Genomic DNA, 24,199 nt, shown 5'->3' on the forward strand with positions numbered 1-24,199 from the left:
TTATGATATTGCCAGGTCAGTTAAGCTGGAAAGTGTAGCGCAAATCGGCAGGCAAAGAGTGGACCGAACAGAAGCATCCTTGCTTCTTTTTATTAATAAACGATTCCCGGCGGGTTCACTGTCGAATGGCTGATCGCTTCATCCTGCTCGCCCCAACGCTGTAATACCTGCTGGTATTGACCACCCGCAATGGTGCCATCCAGCGCCGTTTGTAGGGCATCGGCCAGGCCATTGCCTTTTTTGGTGGTCACAGCGACCCACGCGCGAAACGGCCCGGTGCCAACGATTTTGGTTTGCCCGCGTGAGGCCGCTTTCCAGGCGGCCATGGAATGTGGGCCAAACATCGCATCGGCGCGTCCAGAAAGCAGCAAAAGCGTCGCGGAGGCATCATCCGTTAAATAAATTGGCTGCACCGGCGGCAAACCTTTTGCACGATTTTTCTCATCCCAGCTCAGGAGAATCCGCTCCTGATTCGTACCGGATGCCACAATAATCCGTTTGCCTGCAATCTCTTCCGGCGAGTTGATTGAGGTCACTGAACTGTTAGCTTTCACCACAAAAGCATGGTTGTCCGCACGGTAGGTGGCGAAATCGAACTTCTTCTTCCGCTCTTCCGTTACGGCAATATTAAACATCGCCACATCGTAGCGCCCAGCGGTAATGCCAAGCGGCCAATCCTCCCAGGAAGCGGGAACCAGCTTGAGTTTTAAGCCAAGGCTGTCCGCCAGTAACCGCGCAATATCAGGATCGCTGCCGATGCGGGTCTGATTATCTGACGCCAACAGCGCCAGCGGCGGTGAATGGGTAGCGGAGGTCGCCACCGTTAACGTGCCCGGCTCGATAAAGTGAAAATTTGCAGGGATCTTTTTAATCGCATCTGGATTCGCAGGCGCGTTAATGGGCGTTTCATTTTTTGACGCGTCTAACTTCTCGGCGGCTCCCGCCGCCTGACTCACCAGCAAAACGGCTAACAACGTTATTGCGCAGAAATTTCGCATGACTGACTCTTCCTGTGATTACAAAACACGTGCGAGGAACCGTTTAGTTCTTTCATGTCGTGGATTATTCAGTACTTGCGTGCTATTGCCCTGTTCTACGATTTTGCCATCAACCATGAACACCACGTTGTCGGCAACTTCACGGGCGAAACCCACTTCGTGCGTTACAATCACCAATGTGGTGCCGGAGCGCGCCAGTTTTTTGATCACGTCGAGCACTTCACCGACGAGTTCAGGATCGAGCGCCGAGGTTGGCTCATCAAACAACATTACGCGAGGGTTCAACATCAAGGCGCGCGCGATAGCAATACGCTGCTGCTGCCCCCAGAAAGATGGCGCGGCCACGCATCCGCTTTGTGGCGCAACCCAACGATATCCAACAATTCACCGGCACGCGTGACCGCGTCACGTTTTGTCAGTTGCCGATGCGCAATCGGCGCTTCAATCAGGTTCTCAAGCACGGTGAGATGGGGGAACAGATTGAAGTTTTGGAACACATAACCGACGTTAATACGCTGACGTAAAATCGCGTTCTCTTTCAATTCATACAGCTTGTCGCCACGCCGCTGATAACCGATATAATCTCCATCAATCTGGATAAAACCCGCATCAACGCGTTCAAGATGGTTGATCGAACGCAGCAACGTTGACTTGCCCGAACCGGATGGCCCCAGAATCACCGTCACCGAGCCCGGTGCCAGTTCCAGCGAAACGTCATCCAGCGCTTTGTGCTTACCAAAACTTTTACTGACGCTGGTGATACTAATAGCGCCTGTGGTATGGACTGAGCGGTAATCAATGGCTTCGGACATGGCTAATTTCCTCAGTTGCGATCACCGGCGCGACGCGATTGCGCCATTGACGCCAGCGTGAAGGTTTTGGTTCGCGGGTTACGCTACGGGCCAGCCAGCGTTCAACGCTGTGCTGAATCACGGACAGCACGGTGGTGATAATCAAATACCAAGCCGCACCGACCATCAGCAACGGAATCACTTCCTGATTGCGGTTGTAGATCATCTGAATGGTGTAAAACAGCTCGGGCATTGCCAGCACGTAAACCATCGCGGTGCCTTTCGCCAGGCTGATGATTTCGTTAAACGCGGTAGGAATAATTGCGCGTAGCGCCTGCGGCAGAATGATGCGGAAAGTACGACGCGTGGCGGATAAACCCAGCGCTGAAGCCGCTTCAACTTGACCATGATCAACCCCAAAAAACCGCCGCGAATGATCTCAGCGCTGTAGGCCGCTTGCACTAGCGTCAGACCAATTACCGCAGCCGGAAACTGCCCCAACACGTTGATGGTCTGGAAGTTGCCCCACGACAGCGCGGTAAAAGGCACGCCAATCGATAAGGTGTCGTAGAGATAGGAGAAGTTGTACAAGATGATCAGCACAACAATCAGCGGCAGCGAGCGAAACAGCCAAATATAACCCCAGGCTAAGCTACTCAATAACCAGGATGAGGAGAGTCGCGCCAGCGCCAGCAAACCGCCCAGCATCAAGCTGAAGACCGTGCCGAGTAGTGTTAACAACAGCGTTTGCCCTAAACCATGCAGGATTACCGGATCGAAAAACCAGCGGGCAAAGACGCCCCATTCCCAGCGCGGATTAAACGCCACCGATTGCACCACGCCAGCCAGAATAAACAGGGCGATAATCGCCCCTACGGTACGTGCGGGATAGCGCGCCGGCACCACTTGCAATTGCGGTTCCTTACTCATCGTGCCTCCTTAACTGGCTTGGGCGACGCTTTGAACGTCAATCACTTTAAAAAACGCAAACGGCCGTCATGCGGCGGCTGCCCATAACGCTCAAGATCGCCGCTGATATCGCATTGAGGTTGATAACCGTGCCCGGTATAAAGCCGCACGGCTTCCGGCTGGCGAAAACCGGTGGTGAGAAAAAGCCGTTGATAACCGGCACGCAAGGCGCGCCGCTCCAGCTCTTTCACCATCACCAAGGCCAAGCCCTGACGGCGCAGATCGCGGCGTGTCCAGATGCGTTTTAGCTCAGCGGTTTGCTCGTCATAGGGTTTATAAGCACCCATTGCGATAATCTCGCCATCACGCTCCAGCACGATGAAAAGACCGTGTGGCGGCAGATACCATTCCGTCAGTTCTACCTCTTTCTGCGAGGTGAAGTAATCGCCATAGCGCGCGGCATATTCACCAAACAGACCTGCGAGGATCGGCTGCAATTCTGGTGCTTCTGGTGAGACTTCGCGAAAATGTTGCTGGCTCATATCGCCTCCTTAATCGCCTAATCCCGGCGGGTTGATCTCAGAACGATCAATGCGTTCTACACCTTCACCCCAGCGGTTCAATACTTTTACGTAGTCGCCGTTTTGCATCACACCGTTGAGCGCGGTGCTAACAGGTTCCGCTAAACCGCTGCCTTTTTTCATCGTTACGGCGATATGCGCCGCTTTCGGCCAGCCGCCATCAACGCTGCCTACCAAGCGGGTTTTGCCATTCAACGCCGCTTTCCATGCGCCAATTACGTTGGGTCCAAAATAGGCATCAGCGCGACCGGACTGCAGCGCCAACGTTTGGGCGGCGTCATCTTTGGAGTAAACCGGGGTAAAGGGCTTCAAGCCTTTGGCCTGGTTCTCTTTATCCCAGGCCAGGAGAATCGCTTCCTGGTTGGTGCCGGAACCAACAATGATGCGCAGCCCGGCAATATCTTCTGCTTTGCTCAGTGATTTAATCGGGCTGCTGGTTTTTACATAAAAGCCCAGCGAATCTTTACGGTAGGTGGCGAAATCAAATTTCTCTTTGCGATCTTTGGTGACAGTGATGTTAGTGATCGCTGCATCATATTTGCCTGACGCCACGCCTAACGGCCAGTCTTCCCAGGAAGTGGGCACCACGTTGAGCTTCAGACCGAGGCTGTCAGCAACGAGACGGGCGATATCCACTTCGCTGCCCAGCAAGGTTTTATTGTCATCAGAAAAGACCGTTAAGGGCGGCGAATTGAGTGCCGCGACCGCTACGGTAAAGGATCCCGGAACCGCAAAGCGGTGACCCGCCGGAATTTGTGCCACTGCCTGCGCGTTTTTACCGGTGTTGATCGGTGTTTTATTCGCCTCAAGGCTTACGCGCTGTCCGTTGTAATCCACATTGGTATCTTCAGCCCATGCACTACTGCTGGCAGCCAATAGCATCAGGGCGATCACTGTTTTCGTTTTTTGCATAGCGAAGACTCTTATTGTTGTGTGAACTGATTAACGGGTTGTTTCAGGCCAAAACTGTCGCGCAATGTGGTTCCGGGATACTCGCGACGCGATAAACCACGCGCCTGCAAAATCGGCACCACGCGATCAACAAAGCGTTCAAAGGTATCTGGCGTACCGCCGTTGATAATGAAACCGTCGGTGGCGTCGGTTTCAAACCAGAGTTGCAAACCATCAGCGACTTGTTCAGGCGTACCGTGGAACAGCGGGCGCGGGGTAGCCGCTTCCAGCGCAGCCTGACGCAGCGTGTGATTAAACTGACGCGCCTTGCTTTTGATTTCATCGGTGGTGCTGCGGAAGCTGTTTTGTCCGATATCGCCTAATTCAGGGAAAGGTTCATCAAGGGGATATTGCGAGAAGTCGTGATGATCAAAGAAACGACCCAAATAGTTGAGCGCATCTTTAATCGAGACCAGCGCAGCGGTGGTTTGATATTGCTGTTCCACGTCGTCGGCATCGTCGCCAACAATCACGCTAACACCCTGGAAGATGTGCAAGTCTTCCGGTTTACGGCCTTTCTCCACCAGCTGCTGCTTAACGTCGCGATAAAACGCCTGCGCTTCTTCTCGCGTCGGTTGATGAGTAAAAATTGCATCGGCGTGGCTGGAGGCCAGCTTTTTGCCATCTTCAGACGCGCCGGCCTGAAAGATAATCGGCCGGCCCTGCGGCGTGCGGCCAATGTTCAGCGGGCCTTGCACCTGGAAGAAATCGCCATGGTGATCCAGCGTATGCAGCTTGCTGGGATCAAAGAACTGGCCGCTCTCTTTGTTACGGACAAACGCATCTTTTTCCCAGGAATCCCATAACCCTTTCACCACCTGCAAATACTCATCGGCAATACGATAGCGCAGCGCATGTTCCGGGTGCTGGGCGCGTGAGAAGTTCTTAGCAGACCCTTCCAGTGGCGATGTCACCACATTCCAGCCAGCGCGTCCGCCGCTCAAATGATCGAGGCTGGCAAACTGGCGCGCCACGGTAAAGGGTTCGCTGTAGGAGGTCGAAACCGTGCCGACCAGCCCCAAATGTTCCGTCACGCCGGCCAACGCGGACAGCAAGGTTAACGGCTCAAAACGGTTTAAAAAGTGAGGGATCGACTTTTCATTGATGAATAACCCGTCAGCAACAAACAAAAAATCGAGCTTGCCCTGCTCAGCTTTACGCGCAATCTTCTTGGCGAACGCAAGGTTGATGCTGGCATCAGCCTGCGCTGCCGGATGGCGCCACGCTGACATATTGCCTGACGCACCGTGCAAAATCGTACCCAGTCGAAGCTGTCTCGTTGTCATGATCTTCTCTCTGTTTTAGTCGTAGCGAGCCTGGCGAGAGTGCATTTGCCTCGCGTCCAGACGCCATTTAAAAAGGGGGATTAATTCAGAAGGGGTTCACAACATCGTGCGTTGAGATGTTGCAGCGCCTGCTGCGCCAGTTGGGCAAAATAGTGTGCGGCAGGGGCAATTGAGGCTTCATCCGGCGTGAAGGCGGCATGATGTAAACCAAAATCGCTGGCGCTGCCGATACTGACAAATACACCGGGAATTTTTTGCAGATAGTAGGCAAAATCCTCACCAAGCAGGTGCAAATCAGCCGTTTGCACGTGATAGCCGACCTGCGCCGCAATCTCGCTACTGAAGCGCGCCCAATCGGGATCGTTGATCAACACGGGCGGGCCAGGATGCCAACGAAGTGTCGCGTCGGCACCATGGGCTAAGGCGATGCTCTCCACCAACTGACGCAGTCGCTGTTCCAGTTCGGCGCGTACCTGAAGATCGTGAGTACGCGCGGTGCCGCCAAATTCCACCCCGCTCGGCAATACATTCCAGGTTTTACCGCCGTCAATGCGCGTAATGCTCAGCACCACGCTATCGAGCGCATTGAAGCTGCGGCTGGTTAAGGTTTGTAGTGCCTGAATGATCTGACTGGCAACCACAATCGCATCAACGCCTTGCTCAGGGTGCGCAGCATGCGCGCCTTTGCCGTTGACGTGGATAATGAATTTGTCCGCATTGGCATAAAACGCGCCGCCGCGCGTGGCGAAGGTGCCGGTGGGCAACCCCGGTTCGTTGTGCATGCCAAAAATAGCCTGTACATCCTCTAACACGCCCGCCTTGATGAACTGTTTTGCACCACGGCCAATCTCCTCAGCAGGCTGAAATAAGATGCGCACGCACCCTTTCAGTTGCGCTTCCTGCGCTTTTAATTCCAGTGCTGCGCCCAGCATTACCGCGCTGTGCAGATCGTGCCCGCAGGCATGCATCACACCAGGATGGCGAGAGTGAAAGCTGACACCGCTGGCTTCGTGAATCGGCAGTGCATCGATATCGGCACGCAGCGCCACCCGCGTTTCACCGCTGCCAATTTCGGCTACCACACCGCTCTCCAGCGGAAAGTCCAGTAAGCGAATACCCGCACTCTGCAACCATTCACGCAGACGCGCAGTGGTCGCAAATTCCTTTCCGGAGAGTTCCGGCCAGGTGTGCAGTTCGCGTCGCCACGCAATCAACTGTGATTCATTCGGCTTCATGGTTTACCTCCGCTGAATGTCTGCACTCAGGCTTCGACCAGATGGTGCGTTGCCAACAACGCCAGCGACGCATGACGCGCAACGGGTTCGGCAATCGGTGTATCAATAATGAATTCGTCAATGTTGAAGTTCTGATGCAGCGCTTCTAGCTGAGCATGGACTTGAGCCGCGGTGCCTTTGAGCAGCGACGGCGTGCGCGGCTCGATCAGGTAATCGGAAAATCCCCCTGCCGCACATAACGCTCTGCCTGTTCCAGGCTGCCGACATTCACGCTCGGGCCGTTTTTGACCTGCACGTGATAGTGCTTGAGATCGGACACCAGCAGATCCGCCTCAGCAGGAGAATCCGCCACCACAACCTGCACTGCAACCAAGGCACGTTGCCCCTTACTGAGCGTGGAATAGGTATTCAGCGAATGCTCAAGCAACGGGCGATCGCCATTGATGTGGGCAGCAAAAACAAATTGCCAGCCCAGCTCCGCCGCGAGTTTGGCACTCTCTTCGCTGGCACCCAGCAGAAAGCGATTCGCCGGTCGCGCCGGTTGTGGCGTGGCGCGTAAAACCTCTTCGTCATCATTTTCATCCTGCGCGCGGGTCTGCAACCAGTTATCAAGCAGGCGTAACTGTTCGGCGAAACTGCCCTTCTCGTCAGCGTGAACGCCCAGTTGCAGCGCATGGGTTGAAAGCGGTAAACCGCCCGGTGCTTTACCCACGCCAAGATCGATGCGTCCCGGCGCCAGTGAAGCCAACAGGTTAAAATTTTCGGCGACTTTATACGGGCTGTAATGTTGCAACATCACGCCGCCTGAGCCCACTCGAATATGTTGCGTCTGCGCGATGATCCAGGCGATCAATACTTCAGGTGAAGGACTCGCCAGGCGATCGGTATTGTGATGCTCGGCCAGCCAGAAACGGTGAAAGCCCCAGCTTTCTGCCTGCTGAGCCAGCTGTAATGTGCGCTGTAGCGCGGCGCTGGGCGCTTCTCCCGTTACAACCGGTGATTTATCTAACAGACTCAGTCGATATGACATTCACCCTTTCCTCTTAAATACGATTTGTGGGCTAGTGTGGAGCGGAGGTTATATTTCGTAAAACAACAAATATGAAAATACGAAGTTAAAAAATGGCAATGCAACGTAATGCGCATTGCGTCTTGAAATGAATTACGAATAAAAAAACAGGCTTAATGCGAAATCTATTTATTAAAGTGTAATCACTCCGCCGTTAATTATTCGCGTTGCGGAAAGGCGGCAAGCCTGTTCATCCCCACCACAGAAAATTCAGGGTGACTGACATGCACAAGCGCAGCCAACGCCTCTGCGACGTGAAGGATTGAGGGTATTTATCAATTCCAGATAAGCTTTGACCAATTCGTTGCTTCACCTGATAGCGCCGTCATTCGATGATGATTCCAGCCTGCTAAGGCAATTAATAACAAAGGAATTCAACATGAAGACGTTATTACCGATTTCGCCATTATCGCGCGCTTTGGCCTTTGCCTTACTCGCCGGGAGTTTTGCCAGCCATGCCGCTGAGACGCCGGTTAAAGGCGGAACGCTGATCTATCTTGAACAGCAGGCGCATACTAATCTTTATCCACCCGCAGGTGGGTTTTATCCCAATGGCGGCATACTGAATCAAATTACCGATAAACTGACCTGGCAGAATCCAAAGACGTTGCAGGTTGAACCCTGGATTGCAGAAAGCTGGACCACCAATGAAAATAAAACCGAATACACCTTTAAATTAAAATCGGGTGTCACCTTTTCTGATGGCACACCATTAGATGCCAATGCCGTGGCTAAAAACTTCGATACTTACGGATTAGGAAATAAAGCTCAACGCCTGCCGGTTTCAGAGGTGATTAATAATTACGATCGCAGTGAAGTCATTGATCCACTCACGGTGAAGTTTTATTTCAAAAAACCGTCACCGGGCTTTTTACAAGGCACCGCAACCATTGGTTCCGGGCTGGTATCGCTAAGCACGCTGGCGCGTAATTTTGATCAACTGGGTGATGCGCGCAATATCATTGGTTCTGGTCCTTTTGTGGTCAGCGCTGAAAAGTTAGGACGCGAAGTCGATTTAACCGCCCGTAAAGCGTATGACTGGGGCCCGAAAAATGGTCAGCAGCAAGGCCCGGCGAATCTCGACGGCATTAAAGTGATCGTGACCCCGGAAGACAGTGTGCGTATTGGCGCATTGCTGGCGGGTCAGGCAGATTTTATTCGTCAGGTACAGGCTTACGATGAGAAGCAGGCCAAAGACCAAAACTTTCCTATTTATGCCGCACCCACGCGTGGGGTAAATGACAGCATCAGTTTCCGTCCAGATAACCCATTGGTCAGCGATATTCGCGTACGTCAGGCGCTGCTGCATGCCACTCACTCGAAACAGGTGGTTGAAACGCTGTTCTCACCAAACTATCCGCAAGCAACATCGGTGATTGCTACCACTGCCGCTGGTTACGTTAATTTGGCTGACAAGCTCACCTTCGATCAGGCAAAAGCCAAAAGTCTGCTGGATGAAGCGGGTTGGAAAGCGGGTGCCGATGGCATTCGTGAAAAGCAGGGACAACGTCTGGCGCTGACCGTGTATGAATCACTGCCGCAGCCGCAGAACAAAGAGGTGCTTCAGCTCATTGCACAGCAGTGGCGTCAGGTTGGCGTGGCGTTAACGGTAAAAGCCGGTGATGCAGGCAGTAAAACCATCGACAGCCTCGACCCGCAGAAAACACCGCTGAATGTCACCGAAGTCGGCCGCGCCGACCCTGATGTGATTAAAAGCAGTTTCTATTTTGCTAACCGCGATGCGCTGCTGCAAAAAGGCGGCTCCAGCGACAAGGTGAAAAACTTCCGTGACGCCAAGCTGAATCAACTACTGGTGGATATTTCCGCTGAAGTTGATCCGGCTAAACGCCTGCAATTAACCGGCGACGTGCAGCGCTATTTGCTGGACCAGGCCTACGTGATCCCGGTGTTTGAAGAGCCGCAAGTCTTTGCGGGTGCGCCCTGGTTAAAAGGCGTAAATTTCGAAGCCGTTGGCCGTCCAGCGCTGTATGGCGCATGGCTGGAAAAACATTAAGTTGAGGTGAATGATGCGACGTTATCTGCTGCATCGGGTTGGGCTTGGGCTGCTGGTGTTATGGGCCGCCTTCACCCTCTCTTTCGTGCTGTTGCAGGTGCTGCCGGGCGACGCGATTTTGATTAAATTTCAAAATCCCGATCTTGGCCTCAGCCCACAACAGATCGCGGAGATGCGCGAGGCGTATGGTGCCGACAACCCGTTGTGGCAGCAATATCTGCATACGCTGGTCGCCATGCTGCACGGTGATTTTGGCTATTCCGTGCAGGCGGGCGTGCCGGTCAGCGATCAGCTAACCAGCAATCTGCCCGGCACATTACGCCTGGCGCTGTGTGGCTTTTTGCTGGCGATGGGTCTGGCATTCGTGCTCGCGGCGTTGTCACGTTTTCCGGCGTTACGCAGCCTGCGCAATCTGTTGCAATCGCTGCCTGCGCTGTTCATTTCAGTGCCAACCTTTTGGCTCGGCATTGCCCTGATTCAGCTGTTCTCTTTCCAGCTGCGTTGGATTCCGGTGATCAATCCGTCGCCGTGGCAGGGCTTGATCCTGCCGATTATCACTGTGGCCATTCCGATCTCGGCCCCTTTGGCACAAATTCTATTACGCAGCATTGACGATGTGGCGACGCGTCCGTTTGTCGCGGTGGCTCGCGCTAAAGGGGCCAGTGAAAGTTATGTGCTGTGGCGCCATGTGTTACGTAACGCCATGCTACCAGTGCTCAACGTGGCCGGTTTGCTGTTAGGCGAGCTGATCGCAGGTGCGCTGATTACTGAAACCGTGTTTGGTCTGGGTGGCTTGGGCCAACTGACGCAGCAGGCTGTGAATAATCAGGATGTGGCAGTATTGCAAGCCGTGGTGATGATTTCAGCGCTGGGATTTGTCGTGATTAACCTGCTGGTCGATCTGCTGATGCCGCTGCTGGATCCCCGGTTACAAACAGTGGGAGGTGCAGCATGAGTCTGGTCGATTACGCCAGCGCACGTCAAAAAACGGCGGCCACACCTCGCCGCAGTTTCTCTGTGCAACCCGGTTTATGGCTGGCCTGGTTAGTAATGATTGCTGCGCTGCTGGCCGCCGTGGCGCCAGGACTGTTCACTGACTACAGCGCAACCGACGGTGTTGCCGGTGCGCAACGTTTAGCCCCACAACTTGGACACTGGCTCGGCACCGATCAACTCGGACGCGACCTTTATGCACGCATTATCTACGGCGCATCACATTCACTTTCCGCGGCACTGATTGCGGTAGCGATGGGATTGATCGTGGGAACCGCGTTAGGCGTGCTGGCAGGTTCAATCGGCGGCAGAACCGAATCCTGGCTAATGCGCGCTGTGGATGTGCTGCTCTCAATTCCGTCACTTTTATTGTCATTAAGCGTGTTGATTCTCATGGGTTTCGGCACCTTGCACGCCGCACTGGCAGTCGGCGTTGCGTCTATTGCCAGTTTTTCCCGCCTGGCACGCGGTGAAGTCGTGCGCATTCGTCACAGCGAATACGTTGAAGCCGCCTTTGGTAGCGGCGGACGCTTCTCTACGGTGCTGTGGCGTCACATTTTACCTAACGCGCTAACGCCGGTTATCGCCTACGCCGCGTTGCAGTTTGGTCAGGCCATTCTGGCGCTCTCGACGCTGAGCTTTCTCGGTTACGGCACGCCACCGCCCGCGCCTGAGTGGGGATTATTGATTGCCGAAGGTCGAAACTATCTGGCAACCGCATGGTGGCTAACCACCTTTCCCGGCGTGGTGGTGATAGCCGTGGTGCTGTCAGCGAATCGCATCAGCCAGCAACTGTCAGGAGTCCGCCGATGAGCACGTTATTAAAGGTCGACAATCTCAGCCTGAGTTATCGCAGCGCCAACGCCTGGCAACAGGTGGTGCACAACGTCAGCTTTGAACTGAAAGCAGGTGAAATAGTGGCGCTGGTGGGTGAATCAGGTTCGGGCAAAACCACCACCGCGCAGGCGATTATTGGTTTGATGGCGGAAAATGGCCGCCGCGATAACGGCAGGATCTTGCTCAATGATGAGGAGATCAGCCAATGGTCGCAAAAGCGTTTTGATTCGCTGCGCGGCGCGCGCATTAGCCTGGTGCCGCAGGATCCGGGCAATTCCCTGAATCCGGTAAAAACCATTGGCGAACAAGTGGCAGAAATCTTGCGTCTGCATCTCAACCTTAGCCGTTCTCAGCGGCAACAGCGGGTGATTGACCTGCTCACACGGGTGGGATTAAGTCATCCTGAACAGCGTGTTAATCACTATCCGCACCAGCTTTCTGGTGGTATGAAGCAGCGCGTGCTGATCGCTATCGCCCTGGCCTTGCAGCCGGACATCATCATTGCCGACGAGCCCACCAGCGCTCTGGATGTCACGGTGCAGAAACGCATTCTCGATCTGCTGGATACGCTACGTCGTGAATCGGGCACGGCGGTGTTATTTGTCACCCATGATTTAGCACTGGCCGCCGAACGTGCCGATCGCATTATTGTGTTTCGTCACGGCGAGATTCAGGAAGCGGGCGTAACCGCAGACGTGATCACTACACCGAAGCATCCGTACACGCGGCAATTGCTGACCGATGCCGCACCGCGCCCGCGCCAGCCTTACTCTGCGGCTCGCTTTTCTGCCCCGGCTATTCAGGCAACGGCCATTAATAAAAGCTTTAGGCTGAGCAAACAACAGCGCTTGCAGGCGTTGAAGGATGTGACTTTTCAGGTGCAGCGCGGCACCACACATGCATTGGTGGGTGAATCTGGCTCCGGCAAAACCACGCTGGCGCGCATTCTGCTCGGCTTTGAGCAGCCCGACAGCGGCAGCGTGAAGCTGGATGGCATCGTCGTCAACGGCATGAAGGGCGAAGCGCTACGCCAGTTGCGCCGAAAAATTCAGTTTGTTTATCAAAACCCGTTTGCCTCACTCGATCCGCGCCAGACGCTGTTTGAGATCATTGAAGAACCGCTGCTCAACTTTGAAAAGTTGAGTCGTGCAGAACGTCGCCTGCGGGTTGAAGCGGTAACTGCACGTGTGGCTTTGCCGCTGGCGTTTTTATCTCGTCGCGCCCGCGAGCTTTCCGGCGGTCAGCGACAGCGTGTCGCACTGGCGCGAGCATTAATATTACAACCCTCGATTCTGGTGCTTGATGAAGCCACCTCCGCACTGGATGTCACCGTGCAGGCGCAAATTCTGACGCTGTTGCAGCAGCTACAGGCTGAGCAAGGCTTGACCTATCTGTTTATCACCCACGATTTAATGACAGTGCGGCAAATAGCCGACAGCGTCACGGTATTAAAAGCGGGAGAAGTGGTTGAGCGTGGTGACGTTGTCACGATATTTGAATCACCGCAACACGCCTATACCCAAGAATTGATCGCGGCTATTCCCCCGCTTTACCCGACTCACCAAGAGGAACCTGCATGAATATCGGCTTTTTTACTCGCCTACTGGATAACGTCCCGGCGAAAGAGCGCTATCGGCTGGCGACAGAGCAGATTCAGCACGCTGAGCGACTGGGTTTCGACGGAGCGTGGATTGCACAGCACCATTTTCATGAACAGGAAGGCGGCTTGCCGGCACCGCTGCTGTTTTTGGCGCATGTTGCTGCCCATACGCGCTCCATCCGCCTGGGCACCGCGATCATTACGCTGCCAATGGAAAACGCGTTACGCGTAGCGGAAGATGCCGCCGTATTGGATTTGCTGGCCGATGGACGACTGGAAATCGGACTAGGTTCAGGCGGTACGCCAAATTCGTTTTTACCGTTTGGCCTGACGTTTGCCGATCGCAGCGGCGCATTCAACGACAATTTGCACACCCTGATCAGCGCCTGGCGCGGTGATTCGCTAAGCCATCCGGATAACCACCTTTATCCGGCGGCCCCACAACTGGCCGAACGGGTATGGATTGCCACCTTCTCGGTTGAAGGTGCGATTCGTGCCGCCCAGGCGGGACACGGCTTGATGTTATCCCGCACTCAGCCGCGTCCCGCTGGACAACCTGAATTGCCGCTGGACGCCATTCAAAATCCGATTATTGACGCTTATCTGGCGGCGCTGCCAACCCCTGTAGCACCACGCATTCTGGCTTCGCGAACGGCCTTCGTCGCCGATTCCACTGATTATGCGCGGCGCATCGCCGAGCCGGGCATTCGTCAGCAAGCGGCGCACTATCTCGCCAGCGGCCATACGCTGCGTGGCGAAAGTTTCAGCGATTTACTGACGCAGTTTGATGCGCACGTTGGCGACGCCAGTGACGTTCTGGCTTCACTGGCGCAAGACAGCGTTTTGTCGCGAGTTACTGATATTTCGTTTCAGGTGCATTCCGTTGAGCCTTCACACAGCGACACGCTGCGCTCAATCGAACTGATCGCTGAAACCATTGCACCCGCGCTCAAAGCGGCGGGTTAAGCACGCTAACTGGAGAAGAAGATGACTCAACCCAACGATTTATTGGCTGCACTGGCAGACATCGCTCCCGATTCTGAACTGGCGCAGGCACGTCAAACGCGTGACGCCGCTACACGACATGCGCAAGGCAGTTACGACGTGCTGTTTAGCCAGGCCGATGAAGACTTTCCCTTGGCGGAACGGTTCGCAATCGCGGCGCACGTGGCAGAATGGCACGCACAAGCGGGTTTGCAGGCGCATTACCGGCAGCAGGCAGAACCGCTGAGCGATAGCACACGCCATCAGGTTGCCCTGGCCTTTGCAAAGCGCTTGACCTTTGCGCCGGTTGAGGCCAAGCAAGAACATCTTACTGAACTTCAACAAGCTGGCTGGAGTGCACGCGGCATTGTGACGTTGTCACAGTTAATCGCTTTTATCAGCTTTCAAAGCCGTTTATTAGCAGGGTTATTACTGCTCCAGGGCCAGCAGCCAACGAGTGAGGGTCCGGCTGTAGTGGCGGGCCGCTGGCATGATGCGCCGCAGACCGCAAGCGGGAAAACCGCGTTGACCGCCTTTACACAGCACGCGCTGGGATGGGAACCCTGGCTGGCGGCAAAACCGCTGACCGAGTTTACGCCAGAAGAGCACGCCACGCTGGCGCGTTTTGGGCACACGGATTCCGACTATTTCCGCCTGCTGGCGCGCAATCTGCCGCTGCTTGAGCAGCGAACCTTAACCGATAAAGGCATTTTCTATACCGCCGGTGGATTGCCGCGTGCCGAGCGTGAATTAGCCGCTGCGGTGGTGAGTAAAGTGAACGGCTGCATATTCTGCGCTTCCGTACATGCACGCAAAGCCAGCCAACTCTCGAAAGAGGATGCAGCGGTACAAAAGCTGCTGAATGTTTCACCGGGTGCGGTGTTGTCGCATGGTCAATCTCCACGCTGGGCAGCGGTGATCGGCTTTTCAGCTTCTCTCTCCGTTACGCCACAGCAGGCATCATTGAATCAGATCACCGTGCTACGCGAGCAAGGCCTGGACACGCTGGCTCTGCTCGATCTGATCCAATCCAGCGCCTTCTTCGCCTGGGCCAACCGCCTGATGCTCACTCTGGGTGAACCTTTCCTGCCAACGTCTCAAGGATGATCATGACTACGCTTTTAACTGAACAACGTTCTACCTCATTATCAGCACAACAGCTTTCACAACAGCGGGTGCAATGGCGGCGTGAGTTACATCAGCATCCTGAGTTGTCCAATCAGGAGTTTGCCACCACAGAACGTATTACGCGCTGGTTGAAGCAAGGTGATATTCGTTTACTGCCGTTTGAGTTGAAAACCGGCGTGGTGGCTGAGATCGGCCAAGGCGAACCGTTAATTGCCCTGCGCGCTGATATCGATGCGCTGCCGATTGAAGAAGTCACCGGACAACCGTGGGCATCACAGCAACCTGGCGTTATGCATGCCTGTGGCCACGATCTGCATACTTCAGTGATGCTGGGTGTTGCCCATCAGCTCAAACAGCGCGAGGCTGAATTGCCGGGTCGGGTGCGCATTCTGTTTCAACCGGCTGAAGAGACGTTTGATGGCGCGAAGCAGCTGATTGACGCAGGCGCACTCGATGGCGTTCAGGCGATCTTTGGCATGCACAACGCACCAGATTTACCATTGGGTGTATTTCGCACGCGTCCCGGCGCGTTCTATGCCAATGTCGATCGCTTTGTGATCCGCATTCATGGTAAAGGCGCACATGCCGCCCGACCACAGGAAGGCATCGATTCTATTGTGATTGCCAGCCACATTGTCACCGCTCTGCAAACGCTACCGAGTCGTGTATTCAGTTCGTTGGAATCGGTGGTGCTGAGCGTAACGCGCTTTACCGCCGGTAATACCTGGAACGTGCTGCCACAAAGCGTTGAGCTGGAAGGTACCGTGCGCACCCACAACGCTGACATCCGTGCCCAGATCCCGCATAAGATCACCTCTCTGATTCAGGGAATCGCCGGCGGCTTTGGCGCACAGGCTGAGCTGGAGTGGATTGAAGGTCCACCCGCATTAATCAACACACCTGCTTGGGCAGACTTCGCTTTGGCGCTGGCGCAGGAAACCGGTTATCACGCTGAACGCGCTGAATCGCCGCAAATGGGTGGCGAGGACTTTGCTTTTTACCTGCAACAGCTACCTGGCGTTTTTGTCAGTATCGGCAGCGCCAGTGATTTTGGTTTGCACCATCCCGCTTTCGATCCTGATGAATCACTGATCGATGCAGCCGTTAACTATTTTAGTGCGCTGGCGCCGCGTGCTTTGCAGATTGTGGCGCAGCAATGACGAAAAGAAGGAGACGCTTAATGTCTGTACCTGTTCCACAACCCGTTCTGGATCATGTGGTGATCAACGTTGCCGATCAGTTAGATGCGGTGAGTGCGCTTTATCGTCGCCTCGGTTTTCAGCTGACTGAACGCGGTCATCACTCGCTGGGTTCCAGTAATCACCTGGCGATATTCGGTGAAAACTACCTTGAGCTGCTGGGTTATGAGCAAGGTAACGCCCAGAAACGTGCCGATCTTTGGCAAGCACCGCCAGGTCTAAGTGGACTGGTGTGGAAAACAGACGATGCAGACAGCGAATTCCTGCATTTACAGCGTCAGGATTTAGACGGTGACGCGCCCGCCTCTTTTCATCGCCCTGTCGACTTACCCGATGGCACGGTTGGTGAGGCACAATTTCGCACCGTTCGCCTGCGCCCGTCGTTAATTCCCAACGGCCGTAGTTTCTTCTGTCAGCATTTGACGCCAGAAAACGTCTGGCAAAAGGAATGGCAGCAACATCCCAACGGCGTGCAGAACATCAGTGAGTTTGTGATCGTAGCGCAGGATCCGGCGCTGGCGGCGCAGGTTTACAGCCATCTGTTTGGTGCCGCACGCATTCTTGCCTGCCCTGAAGGGGCTTTTGTTTTGCGTGCTGGCGCAGCAACAGTTCGCTTCGCCTCGGCAGACTATGCAAAACGTCGCTTTCATTCTTTACCCGAAGATTATGACGGCAGTGCACGCATGGCGGCGCTGGGATTTAAAACAGAGGATTTGGCGAAGGTCAAAGCGGCGTTGCTGCTGGGCGATGTGAATTTCATTGAGGAAGAGGAGGCGATTGTGGTGGAAGCCTCGTCAGGTTTTCACCTAGCGCTGCGCTTTCATCTATAACGTGCAGGGAAGGCTCAGCCTTCCCTGCTTTTAGGCGGCGACGTGCTCGCTACCCAGCAGCGAAAGAACCTTGCTACGCAGTGCCACTAATTCTGGATCATCACGGCGACGCGGCCACGGCTGCTTAACCTCAATAATCTCCACTATCTTCGCCGGACGCGGGCTAAATACCACCACGCGGTTAGCCATAAACAGCGCCTCTTCCACATCATGCGTCACCATCAAGGTCGTGAATTGCTGCTCTTGCCACAAATCGACAATCTCCTGCTGCATGCGTAAGCGCGTCAATGAATCCAGCTTGCCAAGCGGTTCGTCCAGAATCAGTAAGCGAGGATGATTGATTAAAGCGCGCGCCAATGCCGCACGCTGCGCCATGCCGCCAGAAAGTTGATGTGGCCAGGCGCGTGCAAACTGACGCAGACCTACGCGATCCAGCATGGCATTGATGCGTCCTTCTGCCGCCTGCTTTTTCTCGCCCCGAATTTGCAGTCCTAATCCTACATTGTCGTAAACCGTGCGCCAGGGATAAAGCGTAGGATCTTGAAACACCACGACGCGAGAAGGGTGTGGCGCAGTAATGGCGCGACCTTCTTCTGCCAGTAAGCCATTGGCGGGTTGTTCGAGTCCAGCCAGCAAGCGCAGCAAGGTCGATTTACCGCAGCCGGACGGGCCTAATAGCGCCACAAATTCACCCGCTTTTACCTGCAAGTGAATATTTTCCAATACCGCCAAATCGTTTCCTTCCAGCGTAAAATGGTGGCTGACATTTTCGATATCAATATTAACGCCGGCGCTGTTCGCGCCTCTATTAATAGCGTCTACATTCTGTGATGCCATATCATACTCCTCAAGCGGATGACTTTAAAAATGCATTTTAAAAATTAATAACACAAATAACCCGCCGGTAATTATGCTAATAGCAGCATAGCGTTTGCTAATCACTCATAAATAAAAACCGCATTAACTCATACAGGATTGTTATTTGGTGTGCGGTTCCAGCTTTGCGATATTGCTTTAAATACGGGTTTATCAATATTGATGACTAACAGGGCTTGCGCATTCGCAATCAATTAATGAATGCCTGGCAAATACAGTAAATATTGCAGTTATCAGCGGGAGAGAAACATGGTGAGTGAAACGTTAGCACTGGGGCGATCGTCAAATGCGGTACGTCGCATTGATCCCCTCTTATGGGCAGCCTTACTCTGTTGGTGGGGATTGGTCGCGCTGATGACCGGCCTGCCCGATAAACAAATCGGCTTTGCGGCCCCACGCTTTGTCAATGAAACCCAAGCGTTTTTTATCGCCCTTGCGTCACTCCTTACGGTGTTAGTGCTGGCAGCCAGCGCAGCACCCCATTTGAAACTCTGGCAACCGCTGAAAACCAGTGCGCGCTGGTTAGTGGTGTTAGCCCTGCTGTTGGGGATTTGGGAATACGTCACCGCGAAACAGGCGCTGTTGCCCGCCCCTTTTTCGCCCCACCGCGTGCGTTACTTGAAGCTTACGCCACAGATTGGCCCCGCCTGCTCGACAGCGTACTGAATTCGCTGCGTCTGCTGGCCATTGGGTTCGCCTTTGGTAGCGTGGTGGGATTCATTACTGGCGTGGCAATTGGCTGGTCGCGCGGGCTGGGATATTGGGTGCATCCTGTTTTACGTTTTCTTGGGCCGGTGCCGTCCACTGCGTTGTTACCGCTCTCGCTCTATTTCTTTCCCTCAAGCTTTTCCGCAGCGGTCTTTCTCATTGCGCTGGCGACCTGGTTCCCGGTGACGGTGTTGACGTGGTCAGGCGTCGCCAGCGTTGATAACCGTTATTACGATGTGGCGCGCACGCTGGGGGCGAACGCATTGTTTTTAGTGCTGCGTGTCGCCGTGCCCGCTGCTCTGCCGCATCTGTTTGTCGGGCTGTTTATGGGCTTGGGCGCCTCATTCTCAGTATTGGTTGCTGCAGAAATGATGGGTGTTAAATCAGGTCTTGGCTGGTATTTGCAGTGGGCGCAAGGCTGGGCGGCGTACGCCAACATGTATGCGGCATTGATCATCATGGCGCTGCTGTGCTCTTCGCTGATTACGCTGCTGTTCATCGTGCGCGATCGCACATTGGCGTGGCAGCGCAATGCGGTGAAATGGTGATCGCACTTTTATCTCAGTGAGGACAAGAAATGGCTGCATCTATTTATAATTCAATAACCGAGCTCACTGGCAATACGCCGCTGCTGCGCCTGACGCGCTTTAGTGAGCGCTACCAGTTGCATGTTGACCTGCTGGCGAAGCTGGAGTTGTTTAATCCTAATCACAGCGTGAAAGACCGCATTGCGCTGGCGATGATTGAAGATGCTGAACGCCGCGGCCTGATAAAACCTGGCGATGTGATTGCTGAAACCACCAGCGGCAATACCGGTATTGGCCTGGCGGCGTTTGCGGCGGCAAAAGGTTATCGCTTTCGTGTTTACATCAATGACTTTGTTAGTATCGAACGCAGCAAGGTGATTCAGGCTTTAGGCGCAGAACTGATCCCTTTTAGCCAGGTTCCGGGCTTTGCCGACTTCTATGAATCTACCGACGGCGATTTTGTCGCGGCAACCCGCTGGCTGGTGGCGCGGGTGCGGGAAGCAGAACCGCACGTACACTTTTTGCAGCAGCTGGAGAACCCGGCGAATCCGCGTGTGCACGCGCTGACAACCGGGCCAGAGATCTGGCGCGATACGCAAGGTGAGCTTGATATTTTAGTGGCCTCGGTGGGCACCGGCGGTACGCTTTCTGGTATTGGGCGCTATCTCAAATCGCAGTATCCAGAACTTCATGTGGTTGCTGTAGAACCGGGTATTGGCTCGCAGCCACAACCTGATAATCCTGACCCGCTTGAGATCACTGGCGTTCACGCCTTTAGCAGCCAACCACCGGAGCGGATCCCCGCCAATGTCGATCATCAGGTGATTGATGAGGTGATTGCAGTGGAAACCTGGCAGGCGTATCAGGCGGCGCGCGAGCTGGCATTAGTCGAAGGGATATTAGTTGGGGATTCGTCGGGAGCGGTGCTGTATGCGGCAAGGCAGTTGGCAGCAAGGCCAGAGAATCAGGGAAAACGTATCGTCATTTTGCTGGCGGATGGCGGTGGAAATTATCTTTCTACGCAATTGTTCGATCACCATCGTCCCGCAGAAAGTTTAAAAAACGCCAATGCGGTACAGACATCACAACAGCTTTTAAGCTGATCGTTACAAACAAAAAAGGCAGCCGAGGCTGCCTTTTTTGTTATATCAATACGTCTGAAGTAATACCTTTGGCGAAGAGCATCGGATCGGTTTCTGGACGTAATACGTTGATCGCTTTTAAATCGCGGGCATAGACGTCTATTTCCTTCACAAAGTCATTCCCCACGGAATAGTGGCCGTGCGTATGGGTTTTCAATACGCTGGCAATCTCCTGTGGCGTGGTATTCAGCGCTTTACCATTAAATTCGGTGCCAATGGTATCAGGATGCTGCGCCGCATAAGCATGCGCCTGTAAAATCGCATGGGTAATCGCCGCTGCCACTTCAGGCTGATCGCGAATCAAACTGCCGCGCGTACCAATGACGCAGCAGCTCAGATTGGCATATTCATCCATTAAGTTGGTCGCAACCTCGCGATAACCGGGCTGTTGAGAGAGTCGCCACATCACCGGATCGGATCCGGTTGCGGCCTGAATTTCACCTTTCTGTAACACCAGCGGCAATAGGTCTTGCGGATAAACGCGCCAGTTTACATCCGTATTAGGATCAAGCCCGTGCCGCTTCAGCATTAAGGAGAAAAAGTTTTTATCGGCACCGGCCATATCGGTAACGCCAATGGTGGTGCCTTTCAGCGCTTCAAGCGAGCGTGGACCGTCGTCGCGCGTTAACAGCCGCATACAACCGCCATGCGTGCCTGCCGTTAGCTTAACGTCAAAGCCCTGCTCCAGTGCTTTTAACCAGCGCAGCGCCATGCCCACCGCGGCTTCGGCTTTGCCAGTGGCAATCGACTCCAGTAAAAGTTCGGTTGAATTGCCAAAGTTAACGAACTCGACCTCCAAATTATGTGCTTTGAAGAAATTATGCTGATCGGCGACGATCACCGGCGCCAGACAAATAGCGTTGAGGTTCACCGCCAGACGTATTTTCGCGGGTTTTGCCAACGCCCATTTCCCTGCACCTCCCTGTAAAATATCAGGCGACATATTCATCGCGTCATGAGGGTTTGCCCAGGCGGGTAATGCGCTGGCGGCTAATGCCGCAGCCGAATAATTAAGAAAATGCCGACGAGATAGTGAATATTGAGCTGGCACGATGTTACTCCCAAATAAGTGGAGACCCTTAACATAAATAACGTTTTCATTAATCTCATGCAGAGTAATGATTAATTTGCTCAGCAACCAGCATTGAAATTATGCCAATTCTGCATGAGGTTATCTGGTATTTTGCTTTTACATTGGCGGCATAAAAATAAAAGATTGCGTCACAATCAGGTTATTCATTGAGGCTTGCGTTATGTCCGTTAACGACAGCGATAATTCATCCATCTTTTTGCGAGAACGTCTGCCCGCCATTACGCGTGCCCTCCAGGAATCAGCCGATCAGATTGATTGGCAGGGCGAATTTCCCCACGAAAATTTTGCGCTGTTGCAGCAACACGGATTACTGAGCCGGGCGCTACCGATTTCGGCGGGTGGATTCGGGGCTGATTTAACGGAATCCCGCGCCATTATTGCCGCCATAGCACAAGGCGAACCCTCCACCGCCTTGATTGTGATTATGCAGTATTTGAATTCGCGCCGTTTAGGTGAGGATTCAGACTGGCCAGAATCCGTTCGTCTACGGGTAGCGCAAAGCGTGCGCGATCAGGGCGCGTTGATTAATGCGCTGCGTGTTGAACCGGAACTCGGCACGCCAGCACGCGGCGGTTTACCCAAAACCGTCGCGCGCCGTGAACCCGATGGTTGGCGCCTGAGCGGTGAGAAGATTTACGCCACCGGCAGCGTGGGCTTGAGCTGGTTTTTGGTTTGGGCAAGCAGCGACGACGCCGATCCGCTGGTGGGCAGTTATTTGGTCCCGGCATCAGCAACGGGCATTCGCATTGAACCTGAGTGGGATCATCTGGGCATGCGCGCCACGTGTAGCCATCGCGTGGTGTTTGATGATGTATGGATCCCGGCTGAAAATGCCGTCAACGTCAGCCGCTGGAGCGAACCACGTGCAGGTTTAAATGATGAGGAGACGGTGTGGATGGCGGTTTTGCTTGGATCGCTCTATGACGCCATCGCCCACGCCGCGCGCGACTGGTTTATCACCTTTCTTCAGCAGCGCATCCCGGCAAATTTAGGTGCGCCGCTGGCGAGTTTGCCACGCTTTCAGGAGATTGTTGGCCGGGTAGAAACCTTGCTGTTTACCAGCCAGACGCTGCTCGATTTTGCCACGTCCGGGCTGGTTGCAAGCGCTCAGGCGCCGAAGATCAAACAGGTTGTGATTGAAAATGCCATTCGCAGCGTTCAGCTGATGGTGGAAAGCATTGGTAATCATGCCCTGACACGCAGTAATCCACTTGAACGGCATTTACGTAACGTGCTGTGTGGCCGCATTCATACCCCGCAGGATGATGTCATTTTTACAGCTGCCGGTAAAACGGCGCTCTCATTTAACAGGAGTCACAAATGACGCTCGAATTTATTGGTCTGGTCGGCGCGCATGAACAGAGTGAATCGGACGCAGGCAACGGTAAAATTGTCGATATCCCTTTTATCAAAGCCTTTTCCCATGCTCAGGAATATGCAGGTTTCGATAAAGTGTTGCTGGCGGTCAATACCCGCGCGCCAGACTCGATGATTATCGCCAGTTACGTCGCCGCCTTTACGGAGAAGTTGGGTTTGCTGGTTGCGCATCGTCCCGGATTTCAAGCGCCCACCTTTGCTGCACGCCAGTTTGCCACGCTCGATCAGCTGAGTCAGGGGCGCGTATCGATCAATGTGATTACCGGCGGAGACAGCGGCGATTTGCAGCGTGACGGCGATTTCTTGACCAAGGATGAGCGTTACGCCCGCACCGGTGAATATGTGCAGATCATGAAACAGGTGTGGCAATCCGACCAGCCTTTTGACTTTGAAGGCGCGTTTTATCAGGTACGGGATAATTTGACTGAGGTGAAACCGCTACAAAAACCACGGGTGCCCATCTACTTTTCCGGTGCTTCACATGCTGCAGTGGAAATTGCAGCGCAACATGCAGATGTTTACATGATGTGGGGCGAACCGCTGGAACAGGTTGCAGCCCGCATTGAACAGGTGCGTGAAGCGGCGAAAAAATATGGTCGTGAAAATGAGATTCGCTTTAGTTTGTCACTGCGTCCGATTGTCGCTGCCAGTGATGAACAGGCGTGGGCACGGGCAGAATCGCTGCTGGCCGCCGCGCAGGCCAATATAGGCGGTAAAGCGATTCAGCCGGACAGCAATGTCGGTTCACAACGGTTGTATCAACTCGCGACGGCGCGCAAGGTTTATGACAGCTGCCTGTGGACAGGGATTGCGGCGCTTTCAGGCGCTGCGGGCAACTCAACCTCGCTGGTGGGTTCGCCGGAAACCGTCGCCAATGCCGCATTGGAATACTACAAACTCGGCGTGACGACGTTTCTGTTTCGTGGTTTCGATCAATTGCGCGATGCCACTGAGTATGGCCAGTATTTGCTACCCGTGATTCGTCAAAAAGTGGCGGAGTATGAAGCCGAGCAGAAGCGTTCATCAGCGGCTTAGGTAATAAGGCTTGAGAACGCTTTTTAAGGGGATTGT

The 24,199-nt window shown here is 54.1% G+C and carries 17 protein-coding genes and 5 pseudogenes; 12 read left to right on the plus strand and 10 right to left on the minus strand.

Annotated features, from left to right (window positions below):
• Positions 1-92: 92 nt before the first annotated feature.
• The 8 genes and pseudogenes from KQP84_RS22920 to KQP84_RS22955 all read right to left on the minus strand — a co-directional run bounded on the left by KQP84_RS22920 (position 93) and on the right by KQP84_RS22955 (position 7,781).
• Positions 93-998: an ABC transporter substrate-binding protein gene (locus tag KQP84_RS22920; protein ID WP_215848432.1), complete on the minus strand. Its 906-nt coding sequence runs from the start codon at positions 996-998 to the stop codon at positions 93-95.
• Positions 999-1,016: 18 nt separating this feature from the next.
• A pseudogene (locus KQP84_RS22925) lies at positions 1,017-1,810 on the minus strand (amino acid ABC transporter ATP-binding protein).
• Positions 1,794-2,719: pseudogene (locus tag KQP84_RS22930) on the minus strand (amino acid ABC transporter permease). Before KQP84_RS22930 ends, KQP84_RS22925 begins: the two co-directional pseudogenes overlap by 17 nt.
• 9 nt (positions 2,720-2,728) lie before the next feature.
• Positions 2,729-3,240: pseudogene (locus KQP84_RS22935) on the minus strand (GNAT family N-acetyltransferase).
• A gap of 9 nt (positions 3,241-3,249) precedes the next feature.
• Complete coding sequence (locus KQP84_RS22940; RefSeq protein ID WP_215848433.1) at positions 3,250-4,191, minus strand: ABC transporter substrate-binding protein; 942 nt, start codon at positions 4,189-4,191, stop codon at positions 3,250-3,252.
• An 11-nt stretch (positions 4,192-4,202) separates the two neighbouring features.
• Positions 4,203-5,516: an LLM class flavin-dependent oxidoreductase gene (locus KQP84_RS22945; RefSeq protein WP_215848434.1), complete on the minus strand. Its 1,314-nt coding sequence runs from the start codon at positions 5,514-5,516 to the stop codon at positions 4,203-4,205.
• An 80-nt stretch (positions 5,517-5,596) separates the two neighbouring features.
• Positions 5,597-6,751, minus strand: coding sequence for an amidohydrolase (locus KQP84_RS22950; protein WP_215848435.1), 1,155 nt, complete (start codon positions 6,749-6,751; stop codon positions 5,597-5,599).
• A 26-nt stretch (positions 6,752-6,777) separates the two neighbouring features.
• A pseudogene (locus tag KQP84_RS22955) lies at positions 6,778-7,781 on the minus strand (MsnO8 family LLM class oxidoreductase).
• Between the two features lie 418 nt (positions 7,782-8,199).
• On the opposite strand from KQP84_RS22955, the gene KQP84_RS22960 reads away from it, so the two are divergent.
• From KQP84_RS22960 to KQP84_RS22995, 8 genes are read left to right on the plus strand one after another with little or no spacing between them, the layout of a single operon-like run.
• Positions 8,200-9,834 (plus strand): TIGR04028 family ABC transporter substrate-binding protein, encoded by a 1,635-nt coding sequence (locus KQP84_RS22960; protein WP_215848436.1) that lies wholly within the window; start codon positions 8,200-8,202, stop codon positions 9,832-9,834.
• Positions 9,835-9,847: 13 nt separating this feature from the next.
• Positions 9,848-10,789 (plus strand): ABC transporter permease, encoded by a 942-nt coding sequence (locus KQP84_RS22965; protein WP_215848700.1) that lies wholly within the window; start codon positions 9,848-9,850, stop codon positions 10,787-10,789.
• A complete protein-coding gene (locus KQP84_RS22970; RefSeq protein ID WP_215848437.1) occupies positions 10,786-11,640 on the plus strand; it encodes an ABC transporter permease in 855 nt (284 codons plus the stop codon). The genes KQP84_RS22965 and KQP84_RS22970 overlap by 4 nt, the downstream gene beginning before the upstream one ends.
• Positions 11,637-13,244, plus strand: coding sequence for a dipeptide ABC transporter ATP-binding protein (locus tag KQP84_RS22975; RefSeq protein WP_215848438.1), 1,608 nt, complete (start codon positions 11,637-11,639; stop codon positions 13,242-13,244). Before KQP84_RS22970 ends, KQP84_RS22975 begins: the two co-directional genes overlap by 4 nt.
• Positions 13,241-14,230 carry a putative FMN-dependent luciferase-like monooxygenase gene (locus KQP84_RS22980; RefSeq protein ID WP_215848439.1) on the plus strand — a complete coding sequence of 330 codons (990 nt, stop codon included), beginning with the start codon at positions 13,241-13,243 and terminating at the stop codon, positions 14,228-14,230. Before KQP84_RS22975 ends, KQP84_RS22980 begins: the two co-directional genes overlap by 4 nt.
• Positions 14,231-14,251: 21 nt before the next feature.
• Positions 14,252-15,355: an alkylhydroperoxidase domain protein gene (locus KQP84_RS22985; protein WP_215848440.1), complete on the plus strand. Its 1,104-nt coding sequence runs from the start codon at positions 14,252-14,254 to the stop codon at positions 15,353-15,355.
• A gap of 2 nt (positions 15,356-15,357) precedes the next feature.
• Positions 15,358-16,536: an amidohydrolase gene (locus tag KQP84_RS22990; RefSeq protein ID WP_215848441.1), complete on the plus strand. Its 1,179-nt coding sequence runs from the start codon at positions 15,358-15,360 to the stop codon at positions 16,534-16,536.
• Positions 16,537-16,556: 20 nt separating this feature from the next.
• On the plus strand, positions 16,557-17,405 hold the full coding sequence (locus tag KQP84_RS22995) for a VOC family protein (RefSeq protein WP_215848442.1): 849 nt from the start codon (positions 16,557-16,559) through the stop codon (positions 17,403-17,405).
• 30 nt (positions 17,406-17,435) lie between these two features.
• Here KQP84_RS22995 and KQP84_RS23000 read toward each other — a convergent pair whose 3' ends face one another.
• On the minus strand, positions 17,436-18,242 hold the full coding sequence (locus tag KQP84_RS23000) for an ABC transporter ATP-binding protein (RefSeq protein ID WP_215848443.1): 807 nt from the start codon (positions 18,240-18,242) through the stop codon (positions 17,436-17,438).
• 288 nt (positions 18,243-18,530) lie between these two features.
• Here KQP84_RS23000 and KQP84_RS23005 point away from each other — a divergent pair.
• Both KQP84_RS23005 and KQP84_RS23010 read left to right on the plus strand, forming a co-directional pair.
• Positions 18,531-19,537, plus strand: a pseudogene (locus KQP84_RS23005) (ABC transporter permease).
• Positions 19,538-19,566: 29 nt separating this feature from the next.
• A complete protein-coding gene (locus KQP84_RS23010; RefSeq protein ID WP_215848444.1) occupies positions 19,567-20,619 on the plus strand; it encodes a PLP-dependent cysteine synthase family protein in 1,053 nt (350 codons plus the stop codon).
• 40 nt (positions 20,620-20,659) lie between these two features.
• Here the strand turns inward: KQP84_RS23010 and KQP84_RS23015 are convergent, their stop codons facing one another.
• A complete protein-coding gene (locus KQP84_RS23015; protein WP_215848445.1) occupies positions 20,660-21,709 on the minus strand; it encodes an ABC transporter substrate-binding protein in 1,050 nt (349 codons plus the stop codon).
• A 202-nt stretch (positions 21,710-21,911) separates the two neighbouring features.
• Between KQP84_RS23015 and KQP84_RS23020 the strand changes: the two genes are divergently transcribed.
• Together KQP84_RS23020 and KQP84_RS23025 are read left to right on the plus strand one after the other, a co-directional pair.
• Complete coding sequence (locus tag KQP84_RS23020) at positions 21,912-23,075, plus strand: acyl-CoA dehydrogenase family protein (protein ID WP_215848446.1); 1,164 nt, start codon at positions 21,912-21,914, stop codon at positions 23,073-23,075.
• Positions 23,072-24,163 (plus strand): LLM class flavin-dependent oxidoreductase, encoded by a 1,092-nt coding sequence (locus tag KQP84_RS23025; RefSeq protein ID WP_215848447.1) that lies wholly within the window; start codon positions 23,072-23,074, stop codon positions 24,161-24,163. The genes KQP84_RS23020 and KQP84_RS23025 overlap by 4 nt, the downstream gene beginning before the upstream one ends.
• Positions 24,164-24,199: the final 36 nt, after the last annotated feature.

The sequence above is a fragment of the Candidatus Pantoea bituminis genome (assembly GCF_018842675.1).
Classification (GTDB): Bacteria; Pseudomonadota; Gammaproteobacteria; order Enterobacterales; family Enterobacteriaceae; genus Pantoea; species Pantoea phytostimulans.